This window comes from Gimesia chilikensis, from assembly GCF_008329715.1.
Taxonomy (GTDB): domain Bacteria; phylum Planctomycetota; class Planctomycetia; order Planctomycetales; family Planctomycetaceae; genus Gimesia; species Gimesia chilikensis.
The window spans coordinates 138641-162597 of the sequence record NZ_VTSR01000008.1 but is presented as its reverse complement, the minus strand read 5'-3'; the positions used below and the strand labels follow the sequence as shown (position 1 = coordinate 162597).

General features: G+C 52.2%; 18 protein-coding genes. 3 read left to right on the top strand and 15 right to left on the bottom strand.

Annotation, left to right across the window (positions count from 1 at the left end; genetic code table 11):
• Positions 1 to 3: 3 nt before the first annotated feature.
• Complete coding sequence (locus tag FYZ48_RS12860) at positions 4 to 786, bottom strand: sugar phosphate isomerase/epimerase family protein (protein WP_149340960.1); 783 nt, start codon at positions 784 to 786, stop codon at positions 4 to 6.
• A gap of 228 nt (positions 787 to 1014) precedes the next feature.
• Between FYZ48_RS12860 and FYZ48_RS12855 the strand changes: the two genes are divergently transcribed.
• A complete protein-coding gene (locus tag FYZ48_RS12855) occupies positions 1015 to 3696 on the top strand; it encodes a hypothetical protein (RefSeq protein ID WP_149340958.1) in 2682 nt (893 codons plus the stop codon).
• 9 nt (positions 3697 to 3705) lie between these two features.
• On the opposite strand, the gene scpB is transcribed toward FYZ48_RS12855, so the two are convergent.
• The 13 genes from scpB to hpf form a co-directional block, all read right to left on the bottom strand.
• Positions 3706 to 4596 (bottom strand): SMC-Scp complex subunit ScpB, encoded by an 891-nt coding sequence (gene scpB / locus FYZ48_RS12850; protein ID WP_149340956.1) that lies wholly within the window; start codon positions 4594 to 4596, stop codon positions 3706 to 3708.
• Positions 4597 to 4603: 7 nt separating this feature from the next.
• Positions 4604 to 6355 carry a hypothetical protein gene (locus FYZ48_RS12845; RefSeq protein WP_149340954.1) on the bottom strand — a complete coding sequence of 584 codons (1752 nt, stop codon included), beginning with the start codon at positions 6353 to 6355 and terminating at the stop codon, positions 4604 to 4606.
• Between the two features lie 371 nt (positions 6356 to 6726).
• Positions 6727 to 8691 (bottom strand): prolyl oligopeptidase family serine peptidase, encoded by a 1965-nt coding sequence (locus FYZ48_RS12840; protein ID WP_149340952.1) that lies wholly within the window; start codon positions 8689 to 8691, stop codon positions 6727 to 6729.
• A gap of 68 nt (positions 8692 to 8759) precedes the next feature.
• Positions 8760 to 10535 carry an SLC13 family permease gene (locus FYZ48_RS12835; protein WP_149340950.1) on the bottom strand — a complete coding sequence of 592 codons (1776 nt, stop codon included), beginning with the start codon at positions 10533 to 10535 and terminating at the stop codon, positions 8760 to 8762.
• Between the two features lie 40 nt (positions 10536 to 10575).
• Positions 10576 to 11562 (bottom strand): 3'(2'),5'-bisphosphate nucleotidase, encoded by a 987-nt coding sequence (locus FYZ48_RS12830; protein ID WP_145036174.1) that lies wholly within the window; start codon positions 11560 to 11562, stop codon positions 10576 to 10578.
• Between the two features lie 119 nt (positions 11563 to 11681).
• On the bottom strand, positions 11682 to 12728 hold the full coding sequence (locus tag FYZ48_RS12825; RefSeq protein ID WP_149340947.1) for a Gfo/Idh/MocA family protein: 1047 nt from the start codon (positions 12726 to 12728) through the stop codon (positions 11682 to 11684).
• Between the two features lie 242 nt (positions 12729 to 12970).
• On the bottom strand, positions 12971 to 14140 hold the full coding sequence (gene lpxB, locus FYZ48_RS12820) for a lipid-A-disaccharide synthase (RefSeq protein ID WP_149340945.1): 1170 nt from the start codon (positions 14138 to 14140) through the stop codon (positions 12971 to 12973).
• Positions 14141 to 14396: 256 nt separating this feature from the next.
• Entirely contained in the window at positions 14397 to 14768 is a 372-nt protein-coding gene (gene rplU, locus FYZ48_RS12815) for a 50S ribosomal protein L21 (protein WP_149340943.1), read from the bottom strand.
• Between the two features lie 249 nt (positions 14769 to 15017).
• Positions 15018 to 16574, bottom strand: coding sequence for an Rne/Rng family ribonuclease (locus FYZ48_RS12810; protein ID WP_145036182.1), 1557 nt, complete (start codon positions 16572 to 16574; stop codon positions 15018 to 15020).
• An 858-nt stretch (positions 16575 to 17432) separates the two neighbouring features.
• A complete protein-coding gene (gene ptsP / locus FYZ48_RS12805) occupies positions 17433 to 19196 on the bottom strand; it encodes a phosphoenolpyruvate--protein phosphotransferase (RefSeq protein WP_145036184.1) in 1764 nt (587 codons plus the stop codon).
• Between the two features lie 75 nt (positions 19197 to 19271).
• Entirely contained in the window at positions 19272 to 19574 is a 303-nt protein-coding gene (locus FYZ48_RS12800) for an HPr family phosphocarrier protein (protein WP_187782003.1), read from the bottom strand.
• A gap of 219 nt (positions 19575 to 19793) precedes the next feature.
• Positions 19794 to 20267: a PTS sugar transporter subunit IIA gene (locus FYZ48_RS12795; RefSeq protein ID WP_145036190.1), complete on the bottom strand. Its 474-nt coding sequence runs from the start codon at positions 20265 to 20267 to the stop codon at positions 19794 to 19796.
• Positions 20268 to 20471: 204 nt separating this feature from the next.
• Positions 20472 to 20846, bottom strand: a complete 375-nt coding sequence (hpf, locus tag FYZ48_RS12790; protein ID WP_145036192.1) for a ribosome hibernation-promoting factor, HPF/YfiA family — start codon at positions 20844 to 20846, stop codon at positions 20472 to 20474.
• A gap of 358 nt (positions 20847 to 21204) precedes the next feature.
• On the opposite strand from hpf, the gene FYZ48_RS12785 reads away from it, so the two are divergent.
• Both FYZ48_RS12785 and FYZ48_RS12780 read left to right on the top strand, forming a co-directional pair.
• On the top strand, positions 21205 to 21501 hold the full coding sequence (locus tag FYZ48_RS12785) for an FmdB family zinc ribbon protein (protein ID WP_145036194.1): 297 nt from the start codon (positions 21205 to 21207) through the stop codon (positions 21499 to 21501).
• Between the two features lie 19 nt (positions 21502 to 21520).
• Positions 21521 to 22324: a hypothetical protein gene (locus FYZ48_RS12780; protein WP_198422218.1), complete on the top strand. Its 804-nt coding sequence runs from the start codon at positions 21521 to 21523 to the stop codon at positions 22322 to 22324.
• A 33-nt stretch (positions 22325 to 22357) separates the two neighbouring features.
• Here the strand turns inward: FYZ48_RS12780 and FYZ48_RS12775 are convergent, their stop codons facing one another.
• Positions 22358 to 23887 carry a polysaccharide biosynthesis/export family protein gene (locus tag FYZ48_RS12775; RefSeq protein ID WP_187782002.1) on the bottom strand — a complete coding sequence of 510 codons (1530 nt, stop codon included), beginning with the start codon at positions 23885 to 23887 and terminating at the stop codon, positions 22358 to 22360.
• Positions 23888 to 23957: the final 70 nt, after the last annotated feature.

The window sequence follows — 23957 nt, the reverse complement described above, 5'->3', positions numbered from 1 at the left end:
CGATCAGGGAAGGATGGACGTGAGGTAATCGATTCCCCGCCGACAGTCTTCTATCCGCTGGTCACCCTGTGTGCGATCTACGGCCAGCCAGCCCTGGTAGGCGGTTTCCCAGACCAGAGGCAGGAACTGGTTCCACATGACCATGCCCCTGCCCAGAGGAACTTCCTGGCCGTCGGTATCCATTTCGCGAACGGCATCGCGCAGGCGATAAGCGCGAATCCAGGGATGCAGTTCACGGATCGTTGTTTCCGGATTGCGGTTGTTGAGGACCATGTCTGCTGTATCCAGCTCGATACCCAGGAAGCCGGCGTTCACCCGAGAGACCAGGTCACGTATGACGGTGGGAGAATTCTTTCCGCAGGCGATACAGAGTTCGGTACCAATGTGATCCGAGAAGCGTACGAGATCGTTGAGCACTTCACAGATAATATCGAAGTTTCCCCCCTCATCTGTCTGGATCAGGCCCGGATGAATAATCAGGGATGGTGCCTGCAACCGCCAGGCGAATTCCAGGGCGGCCCGGATTTGTGACATTCTCTGGTCCAGAAATTCCGGGTCGACCAGGGCACCTCGGGCAGGCAACCTGAAGGAGGCGAGACTGAGATTGAACTCTTCCAGCAGTTTTCGAAACTGGCGGTCTCCGGAAGCCCCGAAAGAGGAAGGGGTGATTTCCTGTTGTATATCGAGTTGAATCCCGCGGGCTCCGATACGGGCCGCTGTTTTGATAGCGTTCCTGATCGGCATGCCGAAGCAGCGGGTGGCAACGGCGAGTTTCAGACGAGACATGTTTTACCTTAAAACAAAACGCGAAACGGGTATTTTAACTGAGTCGGATAAATGCAGCAATTCGTGCGACTGGCAAAGTTTATCTAACCGGATGTGAAAAGAGAATGATCTCCCGGCGTTCAGGGAACCGGATTGAAAAAACAGGATTCCCAGCCGGGTTCCCGATAGAGAATCCCTCAAAAAATGGTCGATTATGAGAGAGAGCCTCGAATTCACCCGGGAATTTCCATGATACTGTCATCGCTTCTCACCTGCTACCTTGCGTTGCTGAACGGTTTACCCGTAGAGGGTAATCTCGTGGAAGATACGCTACCTATACTGTCATACTCATTTGAGACGGACCAGGACCGGGATTTCGATGACCTGCCGGACGACTGGTCGCGGCGTAAAGGGCCGGGATATCCCCAGTATGTGCAAGTCAGCATTGACCGAAATCAGGGACGCACGGGATCTCAGAGTCTGCATATCGGTGTGAACGGTGGCCACGCCACGATTTATTCACCGCCACAGAAGATCGATGGGGATCATGCGTACGTCTTTCGCGGGTATATAAAAACTCAGCGACTCAAGTACGATGCAGCCATGGTCTCGATCTCATTTCTGGATCATAAGCGACAACGGGTTCAACATTTTGTGAGCCGACCTGTGACAGGGACCCACCAGGATTGGGTGGAAGTCACGCTGGGACCACTGACTCCCGATCCCAATGTGCGGTTTATCGTGATTGGCTGTCATGTCGCTCATAATAACCTGAAAGATATTTCCGGTGACATCTGGTTCGATGATTTATGGGTCGGCAGTCTGCCACAGCTGGATATCCTGAATAACTACCATCGCCATTTTGTCGATCACGATGCAGAGATTCGGGTGAGCAGCCGGATCAGTGGTTTGAACCCCAAAAACAAATATCGCCTCGACCTGGAGCTGATTGACAGCTCAAACCGGAAAATTGCGAGTTCAGCGTTGGATCTGGTCACCGATCCCAATGATGTCAAGGGATCACCTAACAGCAGGTTACTCGATGGGAATAATCATACCGAGGTCTGGCGTCTGAAACCGATGGAGTATGGCTTTTATGAAGTCCGTTCCAAACTGGTTCGGGATGAAAAAGCGATTTTGGAAAAGAAAACGTCCTTTGCCGTGATTGATCTGGTGAATCCCCGTCCCCAGGGAGAGTTCGGCTGGTCGATTTCTGAAGAACATGACCAGTTGCCTGTTTCTGAGCTGCCTGATATCGCAGCGCAAGCAGGAATCAACTGGATCAAATTTCCGCTCTGGAATGTTATGGCGTCGACTGACATTCACCATTCCAGTCGGATCGCGGAGATGCTCGACCAGTGTTCCAACCAAGGTATTACTCCCATTGGTTTGTTAAATCATCCTCCCCGTGATTTACGCTCGCAGTTCGCCAAAGACTGGCAGGGGGTCAGCGGAATTTTTACGATGCCCGCCAGTTTCTGGTCCCCTTCGCTCGAAGAGGTGTTCGCGCGATACACTTCGCTAGTCAATTACTGGCAGTTGGGGGGAGATGAAGACAAAAGCTTTATCGGAATGCAAAATCTGACCGAGACGTTGAAGAATGTCAAATCGCAACTGGATCTGATCGGTCGGGATACGCATGTCGGTATTCACTGGGACTGGAAAACGCCGCTGCCTGAGAATCATATGACACACAGCTTTGTTGCGATCAATAATGAGGAGCGTCTCAATGCGGCGGAACTGGCAGTAGAGCTACAGAAGGTGAAGCTGGGATCTGGTATGGGGCCTCACTGGGTCACACTTACGCCTCTGCCGAAAACCGGTTACGAACCTGAGGAACGGGCCATTGATCTGGTCAAACGAATGGTGACTGCGAAATACATGGGCGCGGATGCAATATTTGCTTCGTCTGTGTTTGATGAGCAGCATGGTCTGCTCAATCAGAATGGTTCTCCCACGCTGTTATTTCTCCCCTGGAGAACAGTGTCACTGGCATTACAGGGAGCGAAGTATATCGGCAGTTTCAATATGCCCAATAAGAGTTCGAATTTCGTATTCGCACGCGACCAGGAAGCGATTGCCGTCGTCTGGAATGAGGAGCCTACGGAAGAGGAAATCTATCTGGGGGAGAACACCTATGCCACCGATGTCTGGGGAAAACGGATTTCGCTGGAGCGGGATGAGACGACCCGCCGCCATAAGCTGCTGGTAACCCGCTCTCCAATTATTCTACGTAAATGCAATCAACAGGTCGCTTACTGGAGGCTGGCAGCTCAATTTGAGAAAGGGAAGTCTAAGAGTGAATATGGCGGGCATGCAGATGCGGTTCTGGGGAAAAATACGTTTAGCCAGAGTGTGCAGGGCAAGGCAGTGTTGAATGTCCCCAAAGGCTGGGAAGTCGAACCGCGAGAGTGGACGTTCAACGCCGGCACCGGAGAAGATTTCCGCCTGGAGACGTTCATGACACTCCCCACGAATGCGAGCCTGGGGAAGAAGGATGTGTCGATTGACTTTGATATTTTTGCCGAGCGAAAATATTCAATTCGCGTGCATCGCCCTTATCATGTCGGGCTGGGGGATATTGTGATCAAGGTCACGGATCGAAAACTCGAGGGGAATGTTCTGGAGATCGAACAGATCATCGTGAATAACACCTCGCCTCTTGAAACACTACAGTTTCGCTGCAGTCTGTTCATTCCCAGTATGAAGCGGATGCAGCGTTTCATTACCGAACTCAAAAACGGACAGGACCGGAAGCTGTATTACCTGCCGAATGCAGATCGGCTCAAAGGGAAAGAACTCTGGATCCGGGCAGAGCAGGTGAATGGCCGCCGCATTCTAAACTACCGTTGGACGGTGGGAGAGAACTGGGAAGCACAGGAACCGGTGACCCGGAAAGCGAATAAGCGTCAGACCACATCGGTACGTTAAAAGTCTGGTTCAGGCAGCGTCGAGGTTTTCGTCCTCTGAATCTTCATCCTCAAAGTCTTCGAAAGAATCAGACTCTTCGACGTCGGAAATTTCTTCTGTCTGCTCTTCGGCATCAGTCGAGAGTTCATCGACTTCTTCGGACTCACTGGTATCCTCAGTTTCCTCCGCGGTCTCTTCCGTTACGGCTTTCGCCGGCTCCTCAGGAGTGGGACGGAGCATGTCGGCCATGGGGAGATCTTCCAGATTTTTCAAGCCGAAGATTTCCAGAAACTTGCGCGTGGTTTCATACAGGAAGGGACGGCCGAGTGAGTCGTCTTTACCGCCGATACGAACCAGGCCGCGGTCCATCAACTGCTTCAACATTTCGGCACTCTGGACGCCACGAACCGATTCAATATCCGCACGGGTAATGGGCTGGCGATAAACGACGATCGCCAGTGTTTCCATGGCGGGTGGGGAGAGTTTGAGAGCCGCCTGTCGCTGATGAAGTTTGTTGAGCCAGAACGAGAACTGGGGGTGCGTCATCATGCGGTAACCGGTGGCGACCCGCTTGATATGAAACGCGGACTGACTGGCCGCCAGCGCGTTATTGAGCTGGTCGATGAGCTCTTTGGCTTCCTTAGCATTGGCCAGGGTCGCCAGTTGGGCAATCTTTCTTGTAGAGAGCGCACCATCTGCCACAAAGAGTACCGCCTCGACTTTCGCCATTTTCAGGCTGCGGCGTGTTTCTACTTCCTGGTCAGTCGCAAACAGCAGGCTATTCGATTCTTCAGACCGTGTCTGGAAAATCCATTGAAACCCGCGCGCTGGGATTTGTTGAAAAACCGCCTCGGCCAGTGATGTAGTTTGGGGATTCCCGAAGCCGTGAGCGTAATGGTGAGATGCTGATCCAGATAACATATGAAGCTTATCGCACCGTGAAGTTTTGAGAGTAAGTGGCTACCTTCTGGCTGATTTCATCTTCCACTGTCAGTTTCATGATGTGGGGCCCGAGCGAAATATTGCGGGGGATCTCAAATTTATAACTGTGGAAGTAATCCTTACGTACATTACGGCAGAGATCCTCGGTTGTATCGAAGGGGATTTCTGCTACGAGATCACCGTTGGTACCGGCTTTGAAGATCTGGATCTTGGACTTTAACAGAGTACGATACATGCCGTCGGCAGTCAGTTCGCTCGTAAAGTTTTCAATTTCGGAATAAACCAGTACGGGGCGACCAGGCGTGTATTCATCACGCTCGAAGCGTTCGTAACTACCAAAACTGCTGATCTTGTGGCAGAAGGCTACATTCTTGAGTTTCAGGTTTGCTTTTTCCTGCAGGCGGGCGGTTGCCTGACGCAGCTGAGTCACTGTTTGAGTGGCCCGGTCTGCAGCATCTGGAATGGCCGCTTCATCAAAGTAGTTCGCGACTGCCCAGAAGGTCTGCTGCCAGAATTCCTGATCTGCTGGTTCAATCCCCGGAATCGCTTCCAGGGCACGTTCGTGCTGTCCGGCCATCAGGTAAAGCATGCGAAGGTAAACGTGTCGCTCAATGTAGTTCTGTTTTTCTTCAGGAGTCGAACCCGGCTGAAGCTGAGCGATTTCTGATTCCGCAACCGAGATCAACTGCTGTAACTGATCTTGCGCCGAAGCACCTGATTGTGCAACAGCCAGGGGGACCATCTGTGGGGCCAGCTCGGCTGATTGTGGATTCGTGACCGGTGCCATTTGTGGATTCGTGGACGTGACCGGCAGTTGTTGTGCGGCTGGATTCTGCTGACCGCTGAAGGCAGTGCTGGTACGAGTGATACCATTCTGAATTGCAGACGTGCCCTGATGGATCGCTGAAGATAATTTTGTTTTCAGAGGGCCAACCAATGGGATGTGGTTCAAACCCTGGCTGATGGTTTCTGAAGTGGAATAAGCTTGTGGCTGACCGGGGACGACAGTCGGGAGTCCTGTTTGCGGATTGTTTCCTGTCGGTTCCAAGGTTCCCAACTGAACCGGATTATTCATTTGTCGTGACTGCTGGCTGCCGGGAGTAATCTGCCCCGGTGGAGCTATCTGCTGGGCACTCGCCTGTTGCACGACAGGCTGCTGATTTCCGACCTGAGGCAAGCTTGTGTTGGGAGTCGGAGACCCACCAGGCTGGGTATGTCCCAGGCCAGGTAAATTTACAGGAGCAGCCGGAGACGTTTTGTGTTCGGCCAGCTGTTGTGCCTGCATACTATTGACCATTCTACGCGTACGCAGAATGTTTTTGATCATTTCCGGATCGACGCCTTTGAAACTGGCCAGGTACTGAGATCGTTCCTTTGGCGTCGCGTCTTTCAGTTCTTCGTGGATGTAGGCCAGCAGTTCCGCGTTATGCGTGGTGACTTTGGTCGGCTTCTTTTCCGTTTGAGTTAACAGTTCCCCAACTGCCTTGCCGAGTACCACTTCGGTTTCTTTATCGATTTCCACACCGTTGATTTTGGCAACGGCTGTTTCTTCTTCGGCTGTCGTTTCTTTTTCTGCTTTCTCAGATTTCTCTTCGGAAGAAGCGGACTTTCCCCAGTTCCACGGCGCAACAGGTGCTTTCCAGGCCACGGCCTTGGTGCCTGATGTGGAAGCACATCCGCTCATCAATAGAGAAAGTAGAACAGCAGGGATGACCATGCTGAGCCGAAATCGTTTCATTATGCTGCCCGGTTTCATGGGGTGAGGGGCTGGAGTAACTGTCGCACGCTGATGGTGCAGAAGGGTAAAACTGTGATTTGGAGGTGATTGAATCTGAGTGAGAGTTGATCCTGATCAGATCCCTGATGGGACAGGAATCGGTTTTTTATGAAAAATCGCGAAATGAAGCAAGATCGATTCAAGAAAGTAGAAACTACTGTCGGCACTCTGTTTTTCGCAGAGCAAAATGCGGAGTCGCGGGGAGGGATATGTTCTTAAGTGATTACTTAGAAGTGGTTTGCGCGTGGCATGTGCTGCGTCTTCTCCTTGAGGGGAAAGAACGCAGCGGGCATGCCTCTGATTCGAATAACTGAAAAAAACGAATCTCGAAATCAGGGAAGTTCCCAGTTGCTGTCGAAGAGTTCAGCCCAGACCGTTTCATTCTCGAAATTGCCATCTTTGTTCTGTTTGAACTTGATGACGGCAATATCACCCAGCTTGGGGAACAGCCAGGAATTGGACGCGCGGAAATCTTTCTCATGCATGGTATGCCCGGAATTGATGACCACATATCGCGTCGGATTCAGAGGGTTGGGATAGATCAGGGCCACTCCATGGTCCTTGGTATCATAGGTCTTCCCATTGACGGTGATCTGATCTTTCGACCATTGAATTGGCAGGTCTTCGACAATTTTGGCGATCAACGCATTGGAGCCAGGGTCTCCGAACAGAATCAGGTTCTTGTCGGCGATGATCTGATCTGTAACCTCTTTATCTGTGATGACGGGAACCTTCCCTCGCAACCACTTGTCGAATTCTTTCTCGAAAAGGGCGAGCACGGATTGTGACCAGGCCTGTTGTTCGGGAGTCCAGGGAGTGCCAGTCCCTTTCACGCAAACAAAGGGCAGGGTGAAGGCGTCGTCGATCGGCCCCTGCAGATTGCGTCGTTTGCGTAGATTCGAGTTTTCGATGAAGGCTTTGGAATCGTCGTACTTGAGCACATCCCAGCCGCTATTACTTTTGACAAAGTAGACCTGAGGCAGCAGTCCGCTGGCTGCCGACTCCAACGGAAGCAGGGTCCCGTCCAGTTCGACTTTGGGAGCGATATCACGGGCGATCGAAAGGGCAGCCACATTGTCAGTGGTCAGCTCCAGATTTCCTGATTCCTCATTCAGCCCCCCTTCGACGGTGGTCGGCTCGTACATCTGGTCCAGCTCTTCGATGTGGAGCCATTCGCATTCATTGAACTTGGGAGTGTATGTAATAAAGCGGATCTGCTTGCGGCCTGGCCAGGTGGGACGTCCCTTTTCGGAGATCTTCAGCAGCTGTGCAAGGAAATCCTGATAAGCGGGCATCCGTGACTGATGTGCCGCCTCGGGGGTGATATACAGGGGGATTTTGATATCCAGTTCTTTAGCCTTTTCGACCATCCGAGTGCTCGAGACCAGCTGCTTGTCTTTTCCCCCTCCGTAGGTCACGACTGGAACATCCGCAGCGTTGAGGGCGTAGTCGATGGAGTCATAAATGTGCAGAGTTTTATCCTGATAGGGAGGCAGTTTCTCTTTGTGGTTCTGATACTGGTAGAAATCGACAAAGCCCGCTCCCGGTCCCACGCCGCACCATTCAGAGGGATAATGCAGTCCCAGATGCCAGGCACCAGCGCCTCCCATGGAGAAGCCACGCAGGGTGATCCGCTGTTTGTCGATCAGGTAACGTTTTTTGACATCGGCGATCGCTTCATGTACGTCAACTTCTCCACTCCAGCGCCAACCGTTATCTGTCCGTCCAAAGGGATCGAGGTGCAACCAGTCGTGATCTTTACGCGGTCCTCTGCCATTTGGATGCATGATAAAGAAGACTTCATTGCGTTTGCCTCCCCGTCCATGCAGTTCCACATGCAGGGGCCAGCGCTGGCTGGATTTCTGTTTGAAGTCTGCAGGAAAGGTCAAAGCATACGGTTGCACGGAGCCATCGATCTTCGAGTAGTATCCGAAGAGCACCGTACCTTTGGGATCGGTCCACTCAGGTTTGCCTGCTGCGAGCTGGCTGGCCCGCTGGCGTCCGGTTTCAAGAACCTGGTAGGTCTCTTTGACGTACTGTGGTTTGTAAAATTCCTTGTGGCGTAAAATCCACTCTGCTGCTTTCGCATAAATTTCCACGTCGGCGAGCAGGGAGCGTTCGATCTGCGTATTTTGTTTAAGTGTCTGAATCTGCTGTTGCAGTTCTTTAAGTTCTGCTTCGAGTTTCTTGCGATCTGCAGGAGGTGCGTCCTGGGCAGAGAGAATTACGGGAGCAGATACCAGTAAGGCGAAGAATGCCAACGCGGGTACAAAGCGGGAGCAGAGGCTGCGATGCATGGAGGAACCCTGATCATGAAAAAAGGAATCGGTACCGAATACGGCGGGTGATTTCTCAATTTACATTATCAGGGATGGAAGGGCCAGACAAGAGGTACGACGATGACTGTCAATAACCAGACAATCAAAGTCAGTGGGCCGCCAATACGCAGATAGTCACCATATTTATACCCCCCGGGCCCGAAGACCATCAGGTTGGTCTGGTAGCCGATGGGGGTGGCGAAACAGGCGGCTGCGGAAATGATGATGGCAATCACGAACGGCATCAGGTCCACACCCAGGGCATTTGCGGTGGCGACCGTGATCGGAAAGATCAGTGTTGCCGTGGCTTTGGCGGTAATCAGATTCGTGAAGACCAGGGTGATGAATGAGAGAATCGCGAGGACGATCAGAGGACTGTCGTTAGCCATGCCGGTAAATCCGTTGGCAATCAGTCTGGCGGCACCCGAGTTATCGATGGCCTGTCCGATTCCCAGTCCGGCTGCGATGGTGATCAGCACGCCCCAGTCGATAGAGCGTTTGGCCTCCGTGGCACTACAGCAGCGGGTAGCGGTCATCAGACCGGCAGCCACCATGGCGGCCACAAGCATTGGAATGTTGAACACGGCGACCATACCGATCATGGCCAGCAGAATCAGCCGGGCGATCCAGGCGCGTTCGTGTCTTGGGGGCGTGGAATCTTCGACCTGGCTGACCAGGAAGAATTCACGGGAGTTCCGTTGCTGATCGATGAACGAAGGGTGTGCTTCGATGAGCAATGTGTCGCCTCGCTGCAGTTCAATGTCACCGATTTTTTTATTGATCCGCTGACCATTTCGCGCCACCGCGATAACCGCAGCGTTGTAATTGGAGCGAAACTTCGCGGTGCGGATGGACATGTTGAGGAAACGAAAGCTGTCTGAGACAACCGCTTCAATCAGGCAGCGTTCGGAGCGGGGGCCGGAGAGTTTGAACAACTGGTCGGTGGCTGGTTTGAGGCCGGGGATTTTCTGCAAATCGATGACCGATTCAACAACGCCCACGAAGACCAGCTGATCGTTGGCAGCCAGTCGTTCATTCGAGGAGACCGCGGCGATCACATCATCGTCCCGGTCGATTTCCATCAGGTACATGCCGGGCAGATGACGCAGACCGGCCTGTTCGATGGTTTTGCCAATCAGGGGGCAGCCGGGTTCAACGACCATTTCCACCGTATATTCACGCGGATCGTCCATGGGAGTGATTGCCGGTTTTCGCTCGGGGAGCAGCCAGCGAGAGCAGACCAGAAGATAAATCAGTCCCGCAACCATGACCGGAACTCCGATCCAGGCAATTTCAAACATGGTCAGTGCAGGGCGATCTGTCTGACTCTGCAGCAGACCATTGACCACCAGGGTGGTGCTGGTGCCGACCAGGGTACAGAGACCGCCCAGAATCGCGGCATAACTGAGAGGCAGCATCAGATGCGAAATGGAGATCCGCATTTTCTTGGCCCAGTCGGAAATGACGGGCATCATCATGGCGACGACGGGAGTGTTATTCAGGAATGCACTCAGGATGGCGGAAGGCACCATCACGCGGGCCTGCGCATCGGTCAGGGATTTCGGATGTCCCAGTAGTTGCTGGCCCGTGAAGGAGAAGCCACCGGTCTGCCGAATACCTTCACTAACCACGAACAGAAACGCGACTGCCAGCAGGCCTTCGTTGGCAAACCCCTGCATAGCCTGATCGACGGGAACGATGCCGGAGACGATGAGAATGGTCAGACCACCCATCAGAATCGTATCAGCGCCGGCACGTAGAAACGTCAGAGAGCAGATTACTCCTGCCAAAACGAGAAACGTGACTACGATGTGCCAGTCCATGTCGGTTAATACATCATCAAAAGACAGATCGATACAGGGATTAAAATTCGAGTTCGTCCAGAGACTGGATCAGGAGCGAGTGCAGGTGTCCGTTGGTGACGATCACGCCCTGATTATTTTTCAGTTCATATCCCTGGTCAAATTGCAGCGGGTTGCCGTGGATATCAGTGACTTCCCCTCCCGCTTCTTCAACCAGTAAAACCCCCGCCGCATGATCCCAGATTTTCTCGCGATAACCGGGGCGTGTGGGCAGCCGCATGTAGATGTCAGCCTCACCCTGGGCGACGACAGCGTATTTAGCCTGACTGTCCAGACGTCGGGGCTCTTTGCTGATCCCCAGTCGTTCCGCCAGCTGCTGAGAGTGGCTGTGTGAACTGTGTCCCGATTCGACGGATTCACAAAAGCGGGATTCCGAAAAATCGGCAGTGGTGGTCACGCGGATGCGTTTCGGCTCCTGTTCGCGAACGAGGGGAAGGGCGTATGCACCTTGTCCAGCGATCGCATAGTAGAGCGTTCCGGCGGTTGGGTTTTCCCCGGGAAACGGCAGGTTGGGACAGCCCAGCACGCCGAGTACGATTTTTCCCTCCACGATCAAAGCAAGTGAAACCGCGTATTGTTCTTTGCGTAGAAAGCCCTTGGTTCCATCAATGGGATCAAGCGTCCAGAAACGGTCGCTGTATGTTTTGGCGCCGCCGTAATCGATCCAGGTACAGACATTTTCAGGAGTTGGATCCTGAATACCGTCAGCTGTCAGTTCTGCGACAATCTTTTCCAGGAACTCCCGGTTTTCCGGTCCTTTCAGTTCAGCGGCATCTTCTTCGCCGATGATGGGGTCTTCCGGGAATGCATTGTGGAGTGCACGGCAGATAACGGCCTGACTGCTGAAATCTGCGATCGTGACCGGGCTCTTATCTTTTTTTTCCAGGACTTCATCCGTGATGGCAGACTGAACTGTTCTGCAGATCAAAGCAGCCTGTCTGACTGCCAGGAGTGCTGTCTTTAATTCCTGTTCCAAAGTTTCTGTCATGATTTCAGATCGTTTCGAGTGAAGCTGGCTGTCAGGGATAACATCAATATCGACAGGTTCGACTGTCTGCCTTTGAACGCTGTCCCTGTATTATGACGATTTTCAGTCGATCTGCCAGTTTACAGTGGAAGCGAGACAGGTTGATTCTGTTCGCAGCTCCGGGCAACCGCTTCGGAAAACTCCATGTATTTGACACCGGTGGCGAAATCAGTGAAGTGCACGACTTCCTCTCCACGGATGGCACCGATGAATTCCGATTCCACACGCCAGCCGCTGATCTCTTCCTGAGGAACCTGAATTTCTTTGAGCTTATCCTCTCCCATATGACCAACAAAGATTTTCTCTTCGGGAGTGAATTGCACTTTGATGGTTCCCAGGCTGCCATACAGGTGAATCTGCAGACCTGGTCCAAAGAGAATTGTTCCACTCAGGTGATAGATGGCGTTGGCGCCTCCCTGCAGGCGAGACACGATCTGCAGGCTGTCAGGGAGAGTCACGTCGGCGTTGCCCTGGGCTGTCGCAGAAGGACGAACGGGTTCGAAGATTGAAGACTGGGCAAACACTCGTTCGGTGGCAGGCACCCAGCGGCTGAGGGTCTCGTGCAGGATGCCCATGGTGAGCATGTTGTTGCCACTGATTTCTTTATCGAGACGCCAGTGCATTTTTTTGCTGTAATCCCAGAATGCATCGTCGGCACCCTGAACGATGACTTCCCGCAATTGACCCAGATACTGATGCGAGATCAGCTTAATGACTTCATTGTTGTATTTCAGGCCGAAAGGGCTGGGAACGATCTGGGCGATCAGGTCGGGGCGCGCCTGGGAGACTTTCAGCATCTTACGCGCTTCTTCCAGGTTACGTGCCATTCTGGCCTCGGTAAGCACGTGCTTGCCTGCTTCGAGTGCCATGCAGGTGATCTCACAGTGCAGATCGGGCCAGGTGCCAATCACAACGGCGTCGATTTCCGGGTCTTCCACCAGTTCCTGCCAGTGGGAGTAGGTTTGCGGAATACCGTATTTCCGGGCAACTTTATCTGTAGAGGCTTGAGTTGAGTTCACAACGCCTGCGAGTTCGACATCGTCAATCGCCTGAAATCCCGGGATGTGTCGCGCTTTTGTATTTGCTCCTGCGCCAACAATTCCAATCCGGATCGTTTTTTTTCCCATTAGTTTAAGTAGTCCCGATAGTCCAAGATGCATTTTACAGATTGTGATCATTTCAGCCATCCGGGGCTGATTTCACCCGGCAATGGTCTGTTACGACGTATCCGCCGATTCTAACGAGCAGTTTTCAGGAGGACCATTCACACAAAACAAACAATTGGAGGTTCCCCAGATTCTCATTGGAAAATTGTCGTTTTGTGCCCGATTTAACACGAATTGAATACCATGGTGTGTTTATGTGTATATCAGGCGGCCGCTTTAGAGCTGAGCTGGGCTCCGGTATGGCTCAAGATGGCTTCTGCTGCATGTGCGGAGGCACCGGGTATGACGGTCTCGTTATACAGCGATGTGAGCTCTGACCGGGCCCGTTCCAGGGCCAGGGGGCTGCTGAGCCACTCGGCCAGGATCGTCGACATTTGCGTTACGACTTTGTTCGGATTTCCGACAGAGGGGAATTCCGGCATGATTTCCCGTCCTGCAATCAGGTTGGGGAGTGACATGTATTTGCAGGTGATCAGCAGTTGTCCCAGGAAATACATGCCCCAGTGGCTGCGATACAGCACAACGGCTGGCGTTTTGCGGGCCAGCATTTCCAGGCTGACCGAGCCGGAGACCATCAGGCAGCAGTCAGCGGCTTCGATGATTTCCGGTGTCTGCTTGAGATAGGGTTTGAGCGGTAAATCTTCAGCCTGTTGTTCGCGAATAAAATTCTGACACAGCTCAAGGTGTGCTTCCCGGTAGCAGGCAATCGGAAAGATGGCGTCGGGAAATTGTTGAGAGAGCCGACGAATCGTATGTAGCATCACAGGGAAGTTGCGCGTGACCTCATTTGTGCGGGAACCGGGGAGTACACCTACAATCTGCGGCGCGGACTGTTTCAACTCGGTAAGGGTATCCTGCTGCAGCTTCCGGGAAACCACTTCATCAAAGAAGGGATGCCCGATGTAATCGACGTTGATTCCTCGCGATTCATACCATTGTTTTTCAAACTGGAGTCCGGAGAGGATGTAATCCACATTTTTACGGACCCGGCGAATGCGCCACGGGGCCCAGGCCCAGAGTTGAGGGGGCAGGTAATAGAAAACCGGAATACCCAGGGCTTTGGCTTTTTTCGCAACCCACCAGTTGAATCCAGGGAAATCCACAAGGATCACGGCGTCGGGGCGCTCCTGTTCGAGGTAGGCGCCGACTTGCCGGATCAGCTGAATGAATTTAAAAATCAGAGGCAGAACGTTGAGAATACCCATGACGGCATAATCGGTCAGCCGAACTTCAAGGTGACAGCCGGCAGCCTGCATCTCTGGCCCACCGAAGGCAGAGAAACGAGCGTCGGGGCGGCGGGTGCGAATTTCTTCGATCAGGTGAGCCGTGTGCTGATCTCCGCTGGGTTCGCCTACTGAAAAAAAGAGATGCATCGAAGTATCCTTACCTGCCTGGGATGCGGTCTGCGGTCCGTCCGAATATCTGAACTGCCCGGTCTTATAGCCGGACGTCTCAAAAGTCGCATAACGTTAAGTCAAATAACGGTTTTGGGTCAAGGTCGATTTGCAGGCAGGGGAGGCTGGAGATGCGTTCAAATGCAAACAGCCCCCTGAGATTAACTCAGGGGGCTGAGAGTGGATTTTATACTGTGCGCATCAAATGACAGCGTGGGGCACGCGTCAGTTTGAATCAGGCTTCAGTGGCAGCAGGTTCTGTTTCTTTTGCTTCCACAATTTCCAGGCCAGGCACTGTGATCGATTTGATGCGAACTGTGGTGTATTTCTGGCGGTGACCCGTATGGCGACGAGAGTTCTTGCGGCGACGGAACTTCTGAATTTCGAGTTTCTCGCCTTTGACCTCTGGGTTTACGACTTCGGCTTCGACCGATGCACCTTCGATAGCCGGGGTGCCGATCGAGCTGGCACCGCCACCATTGGCGAGCAGCACGCTTTCAAAAGTGATGGAATCGCCTTCTGTTGCTGTAGCACGGTAGTCGATTGTCAGGGTATCGCCTTCCTGAATCGTATATTGATGGCTGCCATCTTCGATTACTACAAACATCCTCAAACCTTCTTTTTTCTTATCACTTGGATCAAATAATTGCTGAAGTCGGATTTATGAAGCAAATGGAATCCGATCTGTATTCAGAATCAAAAGCGCAACGCTAATGATATTATATAGTTAAACACAGCTGCGAGAGTGTGTTTATTCAATCAGCCAGCCAGGCCCTGCGCGGAATCCGTACCTCTCATACGCATAGCGAGCAGGGCATTGTAAAGAGTCACTTTTGAAATTTCGAGTCAGAAGCGACTAGAAATTCACTTCATTTCCAATATCGTCGTAACAACGTGCGGTGAGATGTTCTGGCTCTACATCTGTACGTGCGTTAATTGCGATGACGGTGTTCGATGACTCTTCGAGGCTGTTGATATCCTTGCGGCGTTTATTATTCAGATAATTAGCCACGTTTTCATGTACATTCAGTACCAGCCGCGAAATGTTTTTCTTGTAGACCGTGGTCATCAGGGTCCGCATGACTTCGATGGCCATACTTTCGGCTGTTTTGACCTGGCCCGTTCCTCGACAGGAGGGACAGTCTTCGTACATGCTTCTACGGAGCGAGGGCCGAATTCTCTGGCGGGTCATTTCAATCAGACCGAAGGGACTGATGCGGAGCACTTTAGTACGGGCACGGTCCCGTTTGACCAGATCGCGCAGTCGACGTTCGACGGACCGACGGTGCTTTTCTTCACGCATGTCGATGAAATCGATTACGATTACTCCGCCGAGGTCCCGCAGACGAATCTGGCGGCTGATTTCTTCAGCGGCCTTCATGTTGACTTTGAAAGCTGTTTTTTCAGCATTGTCATCAGCCCGGTAGTTACCACTGTTGACGTCGATCGCGACCAGGGCTTCAGTCTGGTCGATTACGATTGAGCCGCCACCTTTCATGGGCACGTGCCGGTTCTGGATGCTGCAGATTTCATCATCCAGATTGCTGTTATAGAAAATCGGATCACTGCCGGTGTAGTGCTTGATGCGATTGACGTGTTTGGGCAGGACGACTTTCATGAAGTCGCGAGCCCGCTGGTAGGCCGTGGGTTCGTCGATATAGAGCGTGTCGATTTCGCTGTTATAGATGTCGCGAATCGTGCGAATCATCATGTCGGACTCGGAGTAGATTTCGACAGGCGCCGGTAGTTTCTTGATGCGCCCGACGATGGTTCCCCAGAGACGGAGCAGGTAATTCAGGTCGCGTTGCAGATCTTCAGCAGAGCGATCAATGCCTGCGGTGCGGACAATAAAACCCAGTCCCGGAGGAGGTGCCAGTTGTGTCAGGATGGAGCGCAGCTGTTTTCTCACGTCTTCATCGGTGATTTTGCGGCTGATGCCGACCCGCTGCAGTCCGGGCATGATGACCAGGTAACGGCCGGGAATACTGATGTAGGTAGAAAGCGTGGGGCCTTTGTTGCCGATCCCTTCCTTGATTACCTGGACCAGCACTTCGCTGCCGCGTTTCAGGATTTCCTGGATCGGTGGTTTGTTGGCGACGCTGCGTTCATTGATACGGCGGCCTTTGGAGTTTCTACCCCGTGCTGCTTTGTTCTCACCGTTTTCAGTGATGTGTTTGTAGTACTGGTATTCGAGATCACTGACATGCAGGAAGCCATTGCGTCCAACGCCGAAATCGACAAATGCGGCCTGAATACTGGGCTCGATATTGACGACTTTACCCTTGTAGATATTTCCTACCAGGTTTTCGAGGCTGTTGCGCTCGACATACAGTTCTTCGAGGACACCATCTTCAACGATGGCGATTCGACTTTCCTCCGGCTGGAGGACATTAATCAGCATTTCCTTTTTCATGGAATACCCTTTGTCGTGGAACACGACGAATGCAGTATTCCTCAGCAGTCGCTGTGGAGACGGACTTTCCACGTCGAGAACAGTCTCTTGTAGTGGAGCAGCCAGTCAGTTGCCCTTGCGGGAGCACATAAGTCTCCGGGCGGGCGATTCTCCTGAAGTAAGCCGATTTATCGCTGGTCGATCGACCGTGACGAAGCGGCTTGGAGAGATTCTGGTGGGGGCGACTGGTGAGTCGAATCATTTCCCGAACATTGTCGACGGGCGGGGTCGTTCCTGAGGATGCTGTAACTGCTCTGGTGTGGCTGACAGTCGGAGTAGCGCGTGGCACACAGAACGCATTGTGGTCTGTTGTACGGGCGGAGGACCGCAGCGGGTTAGAGGTCGTTACAGAGGCGGCAGGAACTGCCTGTGGACTTTGAAAGCGTGATGTGCAAGCGGCAGCATATCCCCGTAAGGCGGCTTGAGCCGTCTTCAAAATGATCTGTTCTGAAGGATCAGGGGGGTAGTTCATACTGCTGTCACTGGTGCGAGAGGACGGTTCGCAGGAACTCTGACAGGCTGCTCGGGAAGAGCCAGCACTGTGTCGGGAACCTGCATTCAGTCTGAATCACACGTAAATGCTTTCGGTTTGAGAAATGACTGTATCATGCATTTCGTCTTGATTGAATCTGGTTCATACTCAACCCACGCACCACCGAGGTGCAGTGGATGGCAGCGAACCGATTTTTGAAAAACAGTTCGAGTCCGCTGCAAAATGTAAACGTAAAAATCGAGGTTGCAGGCGGGTGAGTTTTCACCTGATCCTGCAGTTAATGTTGCCCTGGTGCTTTTCAGAAGCGTCTGCTTTGAGTTGAGCGCTTACAAAGGAAGCTCTTCATCAAACAGGTCAGGACAGATTTTGTACAATTCTCCTCTTAAATAACTTTCAACGTCGCGGGCCACGTCGATGGTCATTGCATGTGCTGCGATTTCCTCGGCCCGGGCGATTGTCAGATGTCTGATTACTTCTTTTACTTCCGGAATCGCCAGTGGTGTGGCACTGATCTGTCGAATCCCCAAGCCTGCCAGCAGCGGGATCGATTTCAGGTCGGAGCTCATCTGCCCACAGACGGTAACCGGTATGTTTTTTTTACGGGCCGCTTCTACCACCATTTTGATGAGCCTTAAAATCGAAGGATCAGCAGAGTTGTAGAGCGACGAAACGGCGGGATCAGACCGATCCACTGCCAGAGTATACTGAATTAAGTCGTTTGTCCCAATGGAGAAAAAGTCAACTTCTTCGGCAAATTCTTCTGCCAGCAGGGCAGCTGCCGGGACTTCTACCATCATTCCTATCGGAATATTGGGATTGAAATCCACACCCCGTTCTTCGAGATCTTCCAGAACGTCGCCGACAATCATCTTGGCCTGCCGCCATTCGAGCAGAGTCGAGATGAGGGGAAACATGATGCGGACGTCCCCGTGTACGGCTGCCCGGAAGATCGCCCGGAGCTGGGTTTTGAAGAGTGGCAGGTCCCGTAGACTGAGACGGACACTGCGGAGCCCCAGAGCCGGGTTCATACCCTCTTTGGCCAGGTGGCGATAGCCACGAGGAATCTTGTCTGCACCCAGGTCGAGGGTTCGGATCACAATCGGGCGGTTCTGAGCAGCCTGGACGACGCGACAGTAGGCGTCGTAGTGAATTTCTTCGGTAGGCTCGGTATTGGACTGCAAGTAAAGGAATTCGGTTCGGTAGAGGCCGATCCCGTCTGCACCGCGTTCGGCACAGTGTTCAACCTCATTAGGGAATTCAATGTTCCCCATGACGTGAATCCGGGTCCCATCTTTGGTTTCCGAGCGAATTTTACGCCGCGATGCCAGTCGGGCTGCCATCGATCGCTGACGTTCGCCGGTATCCTTGTATCGGGCCAGCGTCTCTTCATCGGGGTCAATGATGATTTCGCCGTTGTTGCCGTCAACAATGACCATGTCACCGCCTGAGACATCGGAGAGAAATTCTCCCAGACCGACGACGGCTGGAATTTCCAGGGCTCCTGCCAGAATCGAGGTATGGCTGGTGCGACCTCCGACTTCGGTAGCAAAGCCGAGCACATATTCCTTGGCCAGCCCCGCAGTTTCGCTGGGGGTCAGGTTATTGGCGAGGACGACGATGGGCGTTGTCAGGTTGGATAATTCTTCGCGTTTTTCGCCGAGCAGCTGTTTCAGCAGCCGCTTTTCCAGATCGATGATATCGCTGGCGCGTTCCGCCAGGTAATTGTCACCCAGGTGCTGTACCAGCTTGGTGTAACGTCTGAAGACGCGACTGGAAGCGTGCTCGGGTGAATAGCATTTATCCCGGATCAGAGTCTCGATCTCTTCACGCAGTCGGGGAGAACTGACCATCTGCAGGTGTGCGGCGAAAATGGCACCGTACTGTTCCCCCAGTTTATCGGAGGCAAGTCTTTCATTTACGGCGATCTCTTCACAGACCGCATCGAGCGCAGAGCGCAGGCGAGCGATTTCGGTTTCGATCACATTGACGCTGACGAATTGCCGCGGTATGCGAAAGTCCTCCGCACCCAGAATCAGGGCGGGACCGAAATTTACTCCCGGAGAAACTGCAATTCCACGTTTTACAAGCATTCAATCAGGGCCTACTATGGCGCTTTCAACAGACAGGCAACCGGTGATGAACCACCGGGTTGGTGTGTTCAGGGGCTAGTCAGACAGATCAGAGACTTCTTCAAATTTTTTGTATCCTGATTCAAAAAACTGAACGATTTCTTCCATGAGTTTCGTGGCGTCGTCGCCGACTGCTTCCAGAACCAGTTCGGTTTCCGGGAGCGCCTGCAGTTCCAGCAGGTCATAGACTTCCCGGGCATTGGCCGACCGATCTCCATTGGAAATTTTAAAGTCGCAAGTATAGTCACGGGTCATTCTGACAATTTCAGAAATCGGGCGCAAATGCAGACCCTGTTTCATTTTGACGGTGACAATCTGACGGCAAACAGATTCTTGCATGGCACTTTTGATAACTACAGAAGCTGGCTGAAAACAGGCCATGGACCGCTTTAAGGCTTTTGTTTTCAGTGAGGTTTCGTAATTACCCCTTTCCTGTTAGTTTGATCAATCAGGAGCACAGCGAAGCGTATACTCCTCCCAGACAGTCATCAACTCAACTCAGCAGGAAGTGTCAGTTTCAATTGAGCAGGGGTATCCCTGACAATCAGGTCTCTCAGCTTAGTCCAGTTGATTACTGTCCGCTTCATTGAGCAGTTCAACAATGTCTTCGATGTTCTTGGACTGGCGGAGAAACTTACAGAAGTTCTGATTCCGCAGGTGGCGAGAAATATTCTCCAGACCGCGTAAGTGATCTCCTGGACGATCCAGGGGGGAGATCAGCAAAAACAGAATATAAACATCTTCGCCGTCCAGGCTGGCAAAATCGACCCCGTCTGAAGAGAGGGCGACAGCTGCTGTCAGGTTTTCGACAGAAGAATGTTTGGTGTGGGGAACTGCAACGCCGTTACCAATTCCGGTAGATCCCAGTTCTTCCCGTTTGAGAATTGCCGATACGATACCTTCTTCGTCATCAGCCGAAATGCTACCTGCATTTTTCAGGCTGGCGACCATGGTGCGGATTGCTTCTTCTTTGGTGGTCACATTCAATTCCGGAATGATCGCTTCCGAAACCACGAAGTCTGTTAACTTCATGTATTCTTTCCTTCTAACTACATCTGCAAAAAAGTCGGTGTTTGCGTCCTTCTCGAAGGGAACGGATGGCACGCAAGACATGATTGTTAAATTGTGACAGCTCCGGAAATGGATTCTTTCACTCAGGAGAGGCTGTTCACACGATATTCAATTGTAAGACGTTTCGTCTCATTCCTCAGCAAAAATCAGCCTGCGAGGAATAAATTATTCAGATTCGGTTTCTTCTTCGGACTCGGCTTCCGCCTCTGCCATTCCGTTCTCAGCGATTTCATTCATGGGGAGATCGCGGCGGTGATCCTGAATCTTCTGTTTGTATTTTTTGATCTGTTGTTCCATCTTGCTCAAAGCAGCGTGGAAGTTGGGTTTAACTTCGTCGCCTTCTGCATGTGAAACAAAATTGTGTTTATGTTCTGCATCGACGAGAATTTCGACCCGGTTCTGATTTTCGCCCTGGTCGATTGTGATCTGGATTGCAGTTACCCGCTCAAAGTAAGTCAGTAACTTCTCAGATTTTTCGGTAATATATTCACGCAGACCATCTGAGACGCTGCCATGACGACAAGTAATCGCAACTTGCACGGAAAATTCTCCTGTTAAAAAACTACCCACGCTGTGTGTACTTATGTGAGTTTGTCTGGGTTCAGCAATAAGAGATGCTAACAGATTCTAGCTGGGCAGGTCCAGATATACCAGCCACTAAATCTCAAGCTCGCGCTGCAAACTTCAGGACCTTTTCCTTGCATGCGGGTTCGGATATGATTTCAATAGATTAGATGAAGTTATAGTATGTGCAGTCTGCTGTCTGGGGAGGGATTTGTCCCCCAATTTCGCCCGTTTACTCGGTGTGGAATCTGAACTGGCAGTGGTCTGATGGCCAGTGTGTCAGCTGGCAGATTCTTGATTTCTGACTCCCCTTTATTGAGGTTATCAGGTAGCAATGCCTACTTATGTGTATGAAGTCGTCAACCCTGACGGGTCGGCTGGTGAACGATTTGAAGTCATTCAGAGGATGAGTGAACCAACTTTAACGCAGCATCCGGAGACCGGAGAGCCGGTTCGACGCGTCATTACTGCCGCGAATATTTCCGGAAAATGGTCAGACGCCGAGGCAAAGCGTACTCTAAACGATGACAAACGTCTGGGAGAGCTGGGATTCACTAAATATGTGAAATCCTCCAGTGGAAAGTACGAGAAGCGGGCCGGCGATGGACCGGACCTGATTTCTGCCGATTAGCTGTTGAGGAGATTTGCTGGTGAAGAAACTGCAGTGTGAGTCATGGTTGCTGGTAATTGCTCTGGTCTGTGGTCTCGGTACCATCGCCCAGGCGGAAACAAAACCGGAGCAGACTCCCTATCACAATACCCGCTGCGAAGGAACGTATCCGCATCATTTGCAGGGGGTTTGTGTTGATGACCGGGGAAATATCTTCTGGAGCTTTACAACTCAGCTGGTAAAAACCAATGCTGAGGGGAAGGTCCTGATCAAGATTCCGGTGGGAAATCACCATGGAGATCTCTGTCATGTGGATGGCAAAGTCTATGTCGCTGTGAATTTTGGCGATTTCAATAATGCCGAAGGGAAGGCTGATTCCTGGGTTTACGTTTACGACGCGGAGAAACTGCTGCTGATCGGCAAGCACAAAACTCCGGAAGTGATCTATGGAGCCGGAGGAATCGCACACCATGGGGGCAATTTCCTGGTCGTAGGTGGATTACCTAAGGGGTTTAAGGAGAACTATCTCTACGAATACGACCAGAATCTGAAGTTCGTCAAGAAACATGTCTTGAAGAGCGGCTACACTTTGCTGGGAATTCAGACGGCCACTTTTGCAAATCAGCAGTGGTGGTTTGGCTGTTATGGTTCGGAACTGTTGAAGGCGGATGAAAACTATACCTTCAAAGCGAAATTCCCCCTCGATTGCGCGTTGGGCTTAGAGCGGATCTCCGACGATCTCTTATTGATTGGTCGAGATACACTCAAAGACAAGCAGCACATCGGCGAAGTTCTACTGGCTAAACCCGACGCAAAACAGGGCTTCGTCATCGAGAAGAGGTAGTCTCGACTTTCAGCCCCGCTCAGGCAGGCCGGTTCAGCGGTTGCCTCCGCCATTCTGGAGATTCGAGGCTGCCAGCCCGAACAATGCACCTTCCAGCAGATGTCTTTCAATGAAGGCTGCGATCGCTTCCGACTTGGTGTATTGCAGAATGATGTAGTCGCCGGGCTGAATCAGCACACGTTGACTCGGATCGCGGACTGCCTGATAGAGGTCGACCTTAATGGGGAGTTGGGTGCCATTCGGCAGTTGCCGGAGGATGATCGCGTTGCTGGCACTGATTGTCACGTCCTGATTGAGCGCCGAAGGGCCTCCCGTAGATTTACCATTGCTGGAATTGTTACCTCCCTGGGCAATGGAGATGGCGCCCAGAATATCGAGGTCGTAATCGCGGGGCAGGGTGTATTGTCCTCCGCCCAGCAGACCGCCGGTGTAAAAGATCTCCGTATCGCGCGACTCAATAAACACTACATCCCCATCGTGCAGGATGATGTCTTCGCGCGTCAGGTTGACCTGCTCACCCGGGCTGAGTCGGATCGGGATTTTGACGATGCCGGGCCGCTGCATGGTGGAATCGTTGATCATGGTCGGGGCAGGGAAGTCCCCTGAGTAATAGTTGTTTCCTTCAAACGAATACAGGGGCTGCCCCACCTGGAAGGCGGTGTCTGACGGAAGCTGGGTCGGAGCCGGCAGCGGAGTATATGAGTCTGAGACCTGTCGGATTTTCTGAGTGTTACGCGGCTCGTTCAAACTATGGGAGCCGGTCTGCACCGGAGGGGGGCAGACCGATTGATTCATCTCATTGGCTCCGCCTCGAATAATATAAATCGAGTTTTCTGCATCCAGTCCGGGCAGACCGCCGGTTTCTGCCAGAGCGTGCAGGACGTCATTGTTATAGGCGGGTAAATTGATGACCCGGCCGGTTCCCCGCTTGGAGCGACCAATATTCAGGTTTCCGACGGTGGCTCCCACCAGATCGTTGGCATTTTCCTGTCGAATGACCAGCACCCGATACGAACGAGGCTTCTGCAGGCTGATCAGGATTCGATCCCGTCCTTCACGAAGGATATCCTTCTCGGTCGTGTATTTGCGGCGAATTGTCTCTTCCAACTGAGTCAGCGTAAGTCCCCGGGCGAACACAGTGCCGATCAGGGGGAGTGAGATTGTACCGTCTTCACGAATGGGAATCGGGTAACCTAATGAAGGCGCTACTTCCTGTGTCTGAGGAAAATGAACGGGGGGTACTTCTTTAAACTGTCCCAGGACGCCTTCAATATAAACTCCCAATACATCGCCCGAGTCCAGCAGGTAGTGTTTGGGGGCGGGTTGACGGAGCAGTGAAAGGTCAATGGTTTCCTTACCGGAACGGACTTCACCTTTGTATTCATTCGGCAGGTATTGTGCGGGAACACCTTTGAGTGGATGAATGGCGGCACAGCCATTCAAGGCCAGCAGCAAGACCAGTGCGCACCAGAACTGTCCCCGCTGTACGAGGTCAGTGGTGTAGAGTCTCAACATTTTGATCGAACCTTTACATTCGATTGTTGTCATGTTGTGTCGTGCCATTCTGTGGTTCATTTCTGCTGTTGATTTACTCTCGACAGGAAAGACTTCCCGTCCTGTTCTTATAATGTGT

Coding starts and splice junctions, on each gene's coding strand:
- FYZ48_RS12860 (WP_149340960.1), bottom strand. CDS start 786: ATGTCTCGTCTGAAACTCGCCGTTGCCACCCGCTGCTTCGGCATGCCG.
- FYZ48_RS12855 (WP_149340958.1), top strand. CDS start 1,015: ATGATACTGTCATCGCTTCTCACCTGCTACCTTGCGTTGCTGAACGGT.
- scpB (WP_149340956.1), bottom strand. CDS start 4,596: ATGTTATCTGGATCAGCATCTCACCATTACGCTCACGGCTTCGGGAAT.
- FYZ48_RS12845 (WP_149340954.1), bottom strand. CDS start 6,355: ATGAAACGATTTCGGCTCAGCATGGTCATCCCTGCTGTTCTACTTTCT.
- FYZ48_RS12840 (WP_149340952.1), bottom strand. CDS start 8,691: ATGCATCGCAGCCTCTGCTCCCGCTTTGTACCCGCGTTGGCATTCTTC.
- FYZ48_RS12835 (WP_149340950.1), bottom strand. CDS start 10,535: ATGGACTGGCACATCGTAGTCACGTTTCTCGTTTTGGCAGGAGTAATC.
- FYZ48_RS12830 (WP_145036174.1), bottom strand. CDS start 11,562: ATGACAGAAACTTTGGAACAGGAATTAAAGACAGCACTCCTGGCAGTC.
- FYZ48_RS12825 (WP_149340947.1), bottom strand. CDS start 12,728: ATGGGAAAAAAAACGATCCGGATTGGAATTGTTGGCGCAGGAGCAAAT.
- lpxB (WP_149340945.1), bottom strand. CDS start 14,140: ATGCATCTCTTTTTTTCAGTAGGCGAACCCAGCGGAGATCAGCACACG.
- rplU (WP_149340943.1), bottom strand. CDS start 14,768: ATGTTTGTAGTAATCGAAGATGGCAGCCATCAATATACGATTCAGGAA.
- FYZ48_RS12810 (WP_145036182.1), bottom strand. CDS start 16,574: ATGAAAAAGGAAATGCTGATTAATGTCCTCCAGCCGGAGGAAAGTCGA.
- ptsP (WP_145036184.1), bottom strand. CDS start 19,196: ATGCTTGTAAAACGTGGAATTGCAGTTTCTCCGGGAGTAAATTTCGGT.
- FYZ48_RS12800 (WP_187782003.1), bottom strand. CDS start 19,574: ATGCAAGAATCTGTTTGCCGTCAGATTGTCACCGTCAAAATGAAACAG.
- FYZ48_RS12795 (WP_145036190.1), bottom strand. CDS start 20,267: ATGAAGTTAACAGACTTCGTGGTTTCGGAAGCGATCATTCCGGAATTG.
- FYZ48_RS12785 (WP_145036194.1), top strand. CDS start 21,205: ATGCCTACTTATGTGTATGAAGTCGTCAACCCTGACGGGTCGGCTGGT.
- FYZ48_RS12775 (WP_187782002.1), bottom strand. CDS start 23,887: ATGGCACGACACAACATGACAACAATCGAATGTAAAGGTTCGATCAAA.